General features: G+C 74.6%; 8 protein-coding genes. 5 read left to right on the top strand and 3 right to left on the bottom strand.

The features are described 5' to 3' along the window. The 3 genes from ACYVPE_RS38760 to ACYVPE_RS38750 form a co-directional block, all read left to right on the top strand. Positions 1–115: glycoside hydrolase family 48 protein (locus tag ACYVPE_RS38760; RefSeq protein ID WP_461038544.1), on the top strand; the 115-nt coding region annotated here is incomplete at its 5' end. Between the two features lie 169 nt (positions 116–284). Continuing rightward, positions 285–839 carry a dihydrofolate reductase family protein gene (locus ACYVPE_RS38755; protein ID WP_461038541.1) on the top strand — a complete coding sequence of 185 codons (555 nt, stop codon included), beginning with the start codon at positions 285–287 and terminating at the stop codon, positions 837–839. Between the two features lie 137 nt (positions 840–976). Then, positions 977–2,017: an alpha/beta hydrolase gene (locus tag ACYVPE_RS38750; protein ID WP_461038540.1), complete on the top strand. Its 1,041-nt coding sequence runs from the start codon at positions 977–979 to the stop codon at positions 2,015–2,017. Here ACYVPE_RS38750 and ACYVPE_RS38745 read toward each other — a convergent pair. Then, on the bottom strand, positions 1,951–3,477 hold the full coding sequence (locus ACYVPE_RS38745; protein ID WP_461038539.1) for a serine hydrolase domain-containing protein: 1,527 nt from the start codon (positions 3,475–3,477) through the stop codon (positions 1,951–1,953). The two genes, ACYVPE_RS38750 and ACYVPE_RS38745, sit on opposite strands and share 67 nt — an antisense overlap. 112 nt (positions 3,478–3,589) lie before the next feature. On the opposite strand from ACYVPE_RS38745, the gene ACYVPE_RS38740 reads away from it, so the two are divergent. Both ACYVPE_RS38740 and ACYVPE_RS38735 read left to right on the top strand, forming a co-directional pair. After that, a complete protein-coding gene (locus tag ACYVPE_RS38740) occupies positions 3,590–4,813 on the top strand; it encodes a sensor histidine kinase (protein WP_461038538.1) in 1,224 nt (407 codons plus the stop codon). Then, positions 4,810–5,463, top strand: a complete 654-nt coding sequence (locus ACYVPE_RS38735; RefSeq protein ID WP_461038543.1) for a response regulator — start codon at positions 4,810–4,812, stop codon at positions 5,461–5,463. Before ACYVPE_RS38740 ends, ACYVPE_RS38735 begins: the two co-directional genes overlap by 4 nt. Positions 5,464–5,482: 19 nt before the next feature. Here ACYVPE_RS38735 and ACYVPE_RS38730 read toward each other — a convergent pair whose 3' ends face one another. Beyond that, entirely contained in the window at positions 5,483–6,283 is an 801-nt protein-coding gene (locus ACYVPE_RS38730; protein WP_461038537.1) for an SCO2400 family protein, read from the bottom strand. 283 nt (positions 6,284–6,566) lie between these two features. Beyond that, positions 6,567–6,675 (bottom strand): glycoside hydrolase family 48 protein (locus ACYVPE_RS38725; RefSeq protein WP_461038542.1); only part of this gene is annotated, 109 nt, incomplete at its 5' end.

The following is a 6,675-nucleotide window of genomic DNA, read 5'->3' as shown; positions in this document are numbered from 1 at the left end:
GGAGGCCTACCTGAACGGCGGCCCCGCACCCACGTTCACCTACCACCGCTTCTGGGCCCAAGCCGACATCGCCATCGCCCTCTCCACCTACACCTCGCTCTTCGGCGACGCGTAGACCCGACGTTCCACGCGACACCCCTTCCCCACCGAGGGCCCCGGTCGATCCGACCGGGGCCCTCGGTCCGTTTCCCGGCGGTGAGTTTTCCGGCGGGGCGATGAGTTTCGGCGGGCCGCCCGGTCCCTCCTCGGGACGGGACACCACCGACTGCGGGAAGGCCGCCGCCATGGCAACGCTCAGTTACTCCGCCATCATGTCGCTCGACGGCTATGTCGAGGACGTGAACGGGGGCTTCGGCTTCGCCGAGCCCGACGAGGAGACGCACCGGATGGCGAACGAGCAGGCGCGGCAGGCCGCCGCGTTCCTCTTCGGCCGGCGGATGTACGAGGTGATGGAGGAGCCCTGGACCGTGGCGGCCCGCCGCGACGATCTGCCCGAGGTCGAGGCCGACTTCGCCCGCGCCTACGTGGCCACCCCGCGCATCGTGTTCTCCGACACCCTCGACACCGTGCCCGAGGGCGTCAGGCTGGTCCGCAGCAGGGACGCGGTGGCCGAGGTCACCCGGCTGAAGGCCGAGACCGAGGGGATCCTCGACCTCGGCGGCGCCGGCCTCGCCTCCTCGCTGGTCGACCTGATCGACGAGTACCGCCTCTACGTCAGGCCCGTGGTCCTCGGTGGCGGCAAGCCGTTCCTGCCCACCCCGCGCCCGGTCAGGATGCGGCTGGTCGGCCAACGGGCGGTGGGCCCCGGCCTCTTCCTCCACTTCCGCCGCGACCACTGACCCCGCGACCACTGACCTCGCGTCGGCTACCGCCGGGGGAGTAGCCGGCGTCTCCCGGCGGCGGATGCCGGGACCGGCGAGCCGGTCGGAGACTGGCGGCCGCGCGTCCGACGACCGCGAGCCCGAGGAGGAACGCCATGCCCCACCACCTCAGCCCCACCCGAAGCGGCCCGACCCGAAGGACGTGTCTCGCCGCGCTGCTCGGCGGTGCCGCGCTCGCCACCGGCGCCGGCCCGCCCGCCGCGGCCCGGGGGTGGCCGCGGACGGTGCGGGAGGAGGCGGCCGGCGAGCGGCTCGTCGACCTCTCCTTCGACTCGCCTTCGCTCGGCGGGCCGGCCAGGGTGCGGCTGTTGACCCCGGTCGGCTGGGAGCGGCGCCGGCCCGGGCTCCGCTGGCCGACGCTCTACCTGCTGCCCGGCGGCGACGGCGACCACCTGACGTGGACGGTGGACTTCGCCCTCCAGGACGTGCCGGAACTGCGCGACGTGCTGGTGGTGATGCCGGGCATGCCGCTGTTCGGCTTCTTCACCGACTGGTGGAACCACGGTGCCGGCGGTCCGCCCCGCGTCGAGTCCTACCACCTACGGGAGGTGGTGCCGCTGGTGGAGGCGCGGTACGGCGCGGGCGACCGGCGGGTGGCCGGCGGCCTGTCGCAGGGCGGGTTCGGCACGCTGTCCTACGCCGCCCGCCACCCCGGGCTGTTCCGCGCGGCGGCCAGCTACAGCGGCTTCGTCCACCCGCACCAGCACCCGCACGCGGTGCGCGCCGGGATGACGTACCTCGGCCTCGACTGGCTGGCGTTGTGGGGCGATCCGGAGCGGCAGGGCGAGGTGTGGCGGGCGCACGACCCCGCCTACCACGCCCGGCTCCTGGCCGAGCTGCCGCTCTACCTGGCCTGCGGCGACGGGCGGCTCGGCGCGCTCGACCCGCCGGACACCGAGCCGGACGAGGAGATCCCGGGGTTGGAGGACCCGGCCGACCCCTTCCCCGACGACGTCTACTCGCCCACCGAGACGGTGCTGCTGGAAGAGAACCACACCCTGGTCGACCTGTTGCGGGCCGAGGGCGCCGAGCCGGCGACCCACCTCTACGCCGGCACCCACGCTCCCGCCTACTGGAACCGGGAGCTGCGCGCCTCGCTCCCCATGCTGCTCGACGCACTCCACGGTGCCGGCTGAGCCGCCCGCCGGGCGCGCACCAGGGCCACCCCGCGCGCGGCGAGCACCGCCGCCGCGGCCACCGCCGTGCCCACCACCCATATCAGCAACGCCGGCCAGGCGTAGCCGAGTTGGGAGAGCGTGCCCTGCCGGTGCAGCACCAGGCCCACCAGGTCGGTCAGCTCGACGAGCAGCACGATCGGCAGGGCGTGGGGCAGCAGCCGCAGCGCCGTGCGCCACCACGGCCGGCCGGCCGCGCGCCGCGCCCAGCGCCGCGACCTGACCACGCCGAGCACCGCAAGGCCGATCGCCAGCAGGGTGAGGACGGCGAGCACCGGGTCGGCGGTCATCGAGAACGGCCGCTGGACGCTGGGGGTTTCGCCCTGGGCCAGCCGGACCAGGCCCTCGGCGATCAGCTGGGCGTCGTCCCCGGCGATCATCCCGGTGTTGGCCACCACCGCGATCCCGATGTCGCTGTCCGGCAGCAGCGTCTGCATCGCGTTCTGGGTCAGCAGCTGACCGGTGTGCTCGATCCGCCGGGGCTCCTCGCCGGGCAGGCTGGTGCGCCAGCCCATCGCGTAGTGCTCGCCCTCCGGAGGGGTGAGGGCGAGCGCTGCGCCCGCCGGCGAGACGACGCCCCCGCCGTCCCGCTGGGCGATCAGCCAGCGGGCCAGGTCCTCCCCGGTGGAGACCACGCCGAAGCCGCCGGCCGTGAACCATCGGGGATGGGCCCGCTCGAAGACCATCCCGTAGGCCCTGACGTAGCCCCGGGCCCGCTCCGGCATGTCCTCGGTGGTGTCGACCGACGCGGTGTCCGCCATGCCGAGCGGCCCGAACACCTCGTCCGCCAGGTACCCGGCGAACGGCCGGCCGCTGACCACCTCCACCAGCCGCCCCAGCACGAAGTAGTTTGGGTTGTGATAGCTCCAGGCCGTGCCGGGGTCGGCGGCCAGCCGGGCCCCGCGCATCGCCGCGACCGCCTCCTCCAGGGTGTCGGGCTGGGGGCGGGTGAGGTCGGGATAGGCCGAGTCGGCCATGCCCGAGGTCTGGTTGAGCAACTGCCGCACGGTGATCTCGTCGACCCGCGGGTCCGCCATGGTGAACTCCGGCAGATAGCGCCGCACCGGCTCGTCGAGCTCGACCTCGCCCGCCTCGACCAGCCGCAGCACCGCCATCGCCGTCATCGACTTGGAGAGCGAGGCCACCGGCACCGGCGTCCGCGCGGTGAACTCGGCACCGCCCGCCGCGTGGCCGTAGCCGGCGACGCGCACCACCTCGGCGCCCCTGGTCACCGCGACCACGGCGCCCGGCAGGCCGGTCTCGGCCAGGTAGTCGTCGAGATAGCGGTCGACGGCGGCCCCGTCCAGCGTGGCCCGCTCGGCGGGGGCCGCGGCCAGCGCCGGCGGCGACGCCGCCGACGACCAGAGCGCCAGGGCCGCCGCCGCCCCGCAGGCCAGCCGGCGGAAAGTACGAATCAACATGTCCGCCATTGCAGCCGCCGCACCACCCCCGGCGCAGTCACACCAGCGCGAGAACATGGAGTAGTGCCCGCACTACCGCGCCGCCCTCCCGGCATCTCGTAGCGTGGCCGGTATGCACCACCGCACGGCCTGGCAGGCGCTCGCCCAGCGCCCGCTCGGCTTCCTCTCCTCACCCTGGCCCTGGCGGGCCCTCGGCTATCTGCTCTCCGGCGCCGCGTTCGGCGCGCTGGCGTCCGTGATCCTGCTGGTCACCGCCCTGGTCGGGGTGGTCGGGCTGCTTCTGCTCGTGGGCGTCGTGCCGTTGCTCGGCGTCGCGCTCTCCGGCATCCCCGTGGCCAGGATCGAGCGCTGGCGGCTCCGGCTCGTCGACCTCGACCCGGTGGCGGAGCCACACCGGCCGCCCCCGCGGGCCGGGGCGCGCGCCTGGCTCGAGGCCCGGCTCCGCGAGCCGGCGACCTGGCGGGAGCTGGGCTTCACCGCCGTCTCGCTGACCGCCCTGTGGTGGATGGACGTGCTGGTCCTCGGCTTCGCGCTCGGGCTGCCCGTGCTGCTGGCGCTCTCGCCGATCGACGACCCGGGTGCCTGGCCCTGGACGGTGATCGGCCTCGCCCTGCTGCCCGCCGCCCCCTACACGATCACCGCCTGGGCCGGCGCCAGGGCCGCGCTCACCCGGCTGATCCTGGCGCCGCGCGACGGCGAACTCGGCCGGGAGCTGCGGGAGGTGCGGGCCTCCAGGGCCCGCCTCGTCGACGCCTTCGACGCCGAGCGCCGCCGCATCGAGCGCGACCTGCACGACGGGGCGCAACAGCGGCTGGTCTCGGTCAACGTGATGCTGGGCATGGCACTCCTCGACGCGGAGCCCGCGTCGCCCGTCGGCAAGCGGCTGGCCGAGGCCCAGCGCGAGGTCACCCAGGCCGTCACCGAGCTGCGCGAGCTCAGCCGCGGCGTCCACCCCAAGGCCCTGACCGACCACGGCCTCGGCGCCGCCGTCGACAACCTCACCGCACGCTCCGCCACCCCCCGGGTCGCCCTCGACATCGAGCTGCCGCACCGGCTCGCCACCGCAGTCGAGAGCACCGCCTACTTCGTCGTCGCCGAGGCGCTGGCCAACGTCACCAAGCACAGCGGCGCCGACCACGCCGCGGTGCACGCCCGGGTGCACGCCGACACCCTGGTCCTCACGGTCACCGACGACGGCGCCGGCGGCGCCGACCCCGCCGGCGGCAGCGGCCTGGTCGGCCTCGCCGACCGCGTCGCCGCGGCCGACGGCCGCCTCCGCATATCCAGCCCGGCCGGCGGCCCCACCCTGCTCCACGTGGAGATCCCGTGCCGCTGACCGAATCGCTGGACATCGTGCTCGCCGAGGACTCGCCGCTGCTGCGCGACGGGCTGGTCGGCGTCCTCACCCGCTTCGGTCACCGGGTCGTCGCCGCCGTCGGCGACGCCGACGCGCTGCTCGCCGCGGCCCGCACGCTCCGCCCCGACATCGTCGTCACCGACGTCCGCATGCCACCCGACCACGGCGACGACGGGCTGCGCGCCGCCCGCACGCTCCGCGCCGACCGCGCGGACCTGCCGATCCTGCTGCTCAGCCAGTACATCGAGCAGTCCTACGCCACCCACCTGCTCGACCTGGGCGGGGAGAGCGGCCTCGGCTACCTGCTGAAGGACCGGGTCAGCGCCGTAGCCGAGTTCGCCGACGCCGTCGCCCGGGTGGCGCGCGGCGCCACGGTGATGGATCCGGAGGTCGTCAGGCAGCTGCTCCACCGCCGCCACGACCCGCTGCGCGGGCTCACCCCGAGGGAACGCGAGGTGTTGGCGCTGATGGCGGAGGGGCGCTCCAACGCGGCGATCGCCCGGGCGCTGCACGTGACCGAGGCCGCGGTGCACAAGCACGTGCGGAGCATCCTGCAGAAGCTCGACCTGCGGGTGGACGGCGAGAACCACCGCCGGGTGCTGGCCGTCCTGGCCTATCTGCGGGCGTGACGGCCGGGGGCCGGGGCGGTCAGCAGAAGATCCACCAGCAGTCGTCCTCGGTCGGGCTCGGCGACGGCTCCTCCGGCTCCGGATCGGAGGGCGGCGGCGACTCGGGGTCGGGCTCGGCGGTGGTCGAGGTCTCGGAGTCGGGCTCCGAGGTGGTGGGCGCCGGGGAGGTCTCGACGGAGCCCGACTCCTCGACCGCGGGCGGGGTCGTCTCCTCAGACGACTCGTCCGTGCTCTCCTCCGTCGGCGTGGGATCCTCCGGGTCGGTCGTCTCCCCGTCCGTCACCTGGTCGATCGGCGAGTCCGATGCGGACTCGCCGTCCTCGTCCGCCGCCTCGCTGGTCTCCGAGGGGCTCGGCGTGTCCGCCGCCTCCGACTCCCGGCCCGAGTCGATCGGGTTGAGCACCGGCGGCAGGCCCACGTCGCCGACCTCGGCGACCGTGACGCCGAGCACGGCGATCCCGAGCACGGAGGCCAACAGATAGCGGCGCCGGCCGGTGCGGCGGACCGCGGCGTGCGCGGCGCGCGCCGCGCGTCGGCCGCCGGGGACGTGCACGGGCAGCGGAGCGGGCGGGTCCGTCGCCGGGGCGTCACGGTCGTCGTCGTGGTGGCGATCGGGCTCGCGGCCGGGCTCGCCGGTCCGCGCGCCATCGCGAGCGGCGCCGACGCCCGCGCCGGGATCGGGTGGTGCCGCGAGCGCCGGCAGCTTCGCCGTGCCGTCCGTTCCGCCGTCGTTCCGGGTCGCGTTGTTGGTCAACTCTCCGCAACCCGGGCATATCAGCGCGCCGTTGAGGTGCCGTTGGCAGGTGGTGCAGTAGTCCATCGCTCTCCTAGCGAGGGAGGCGCCGGCCATGACCGGTGGGGGAGTCGTCTCCCTCGTCCCCGTGATAAGTTCCCCCTGTCCCGAAAAGGGTCGGTTCGGGCTGGACCGCAGCCGTGAGGCTGGAAGCCCCCTCCTTCTGGATGGGGAGCGGAGTCACGTTCTCCCCGTTCTTCCACTCGTTCCTATCGAGTGGCGAACACCATAGCGGGAGTTATGTGTTAACGGATCAGAGCCCCGGGGCGATTGCGCCCCGGGGCTCCGATCGGTCGGTGCCGGTCCGGTGCTACTCGAAGAGGTCCGAGTAGGTGGAGAGGGCGATGGCGATGTCGGCTTGGGCCCAGAAGCGGTGGTAGGTGAACGTGGGTGCGGGGCCGCCGTTCAGGTAGGCCTCG

This window comes from Streptomyces mayteni, assembly GCF_054783955.1.
The sequence above is the reverse complement of the archived record's forward strand: the minus strand, read 5'-3'. Positions and strand labels throughout refer to the sequence as shown.

What these genes read in the sequence shown, in the direction of transcription:
- ACYVPE_RS38755 (WP_461038541.1), top strand. Translation starts at nt 285, where the DNA reads ATGGCAACGCTCAGTTACTCCGCCATCATGTCGCTCGACGGCTATGTC.
- ACYVPE_RS38740 (WP_461038538.1), top strand. Translation starts at nt 3,590, where the DNA reads ATGCACCACCGCACGGCCTGGCAGGCGCTCGCCCAGCGCCCGCTCGGC.
- ACYVPE_RS38730 (WP_461038537.1), bottom strand. Translation starts at nt 6,283, where the DNA reads ATGGACTACTGCACCACCTGCCAACGGCACCTCAACGGCGCGCTGATA.
- ACYVPE_RS38745 (WP_461038539.1), bottom strand. Translation starts at nt 3,477, where the DNA reads ATGTTGATTCGTACTTTCCGCCGGCTGGCCTGCGGGGCGGCGGCGGCC.
- ACYVPE_RS38750 (WP_461038540.1), top strand. Translation starts at nt 977, where the DNA reads ATGCCCCACCACCTCAGCCCCACCCGAAGCGGCCCGACCCGAAGGACG.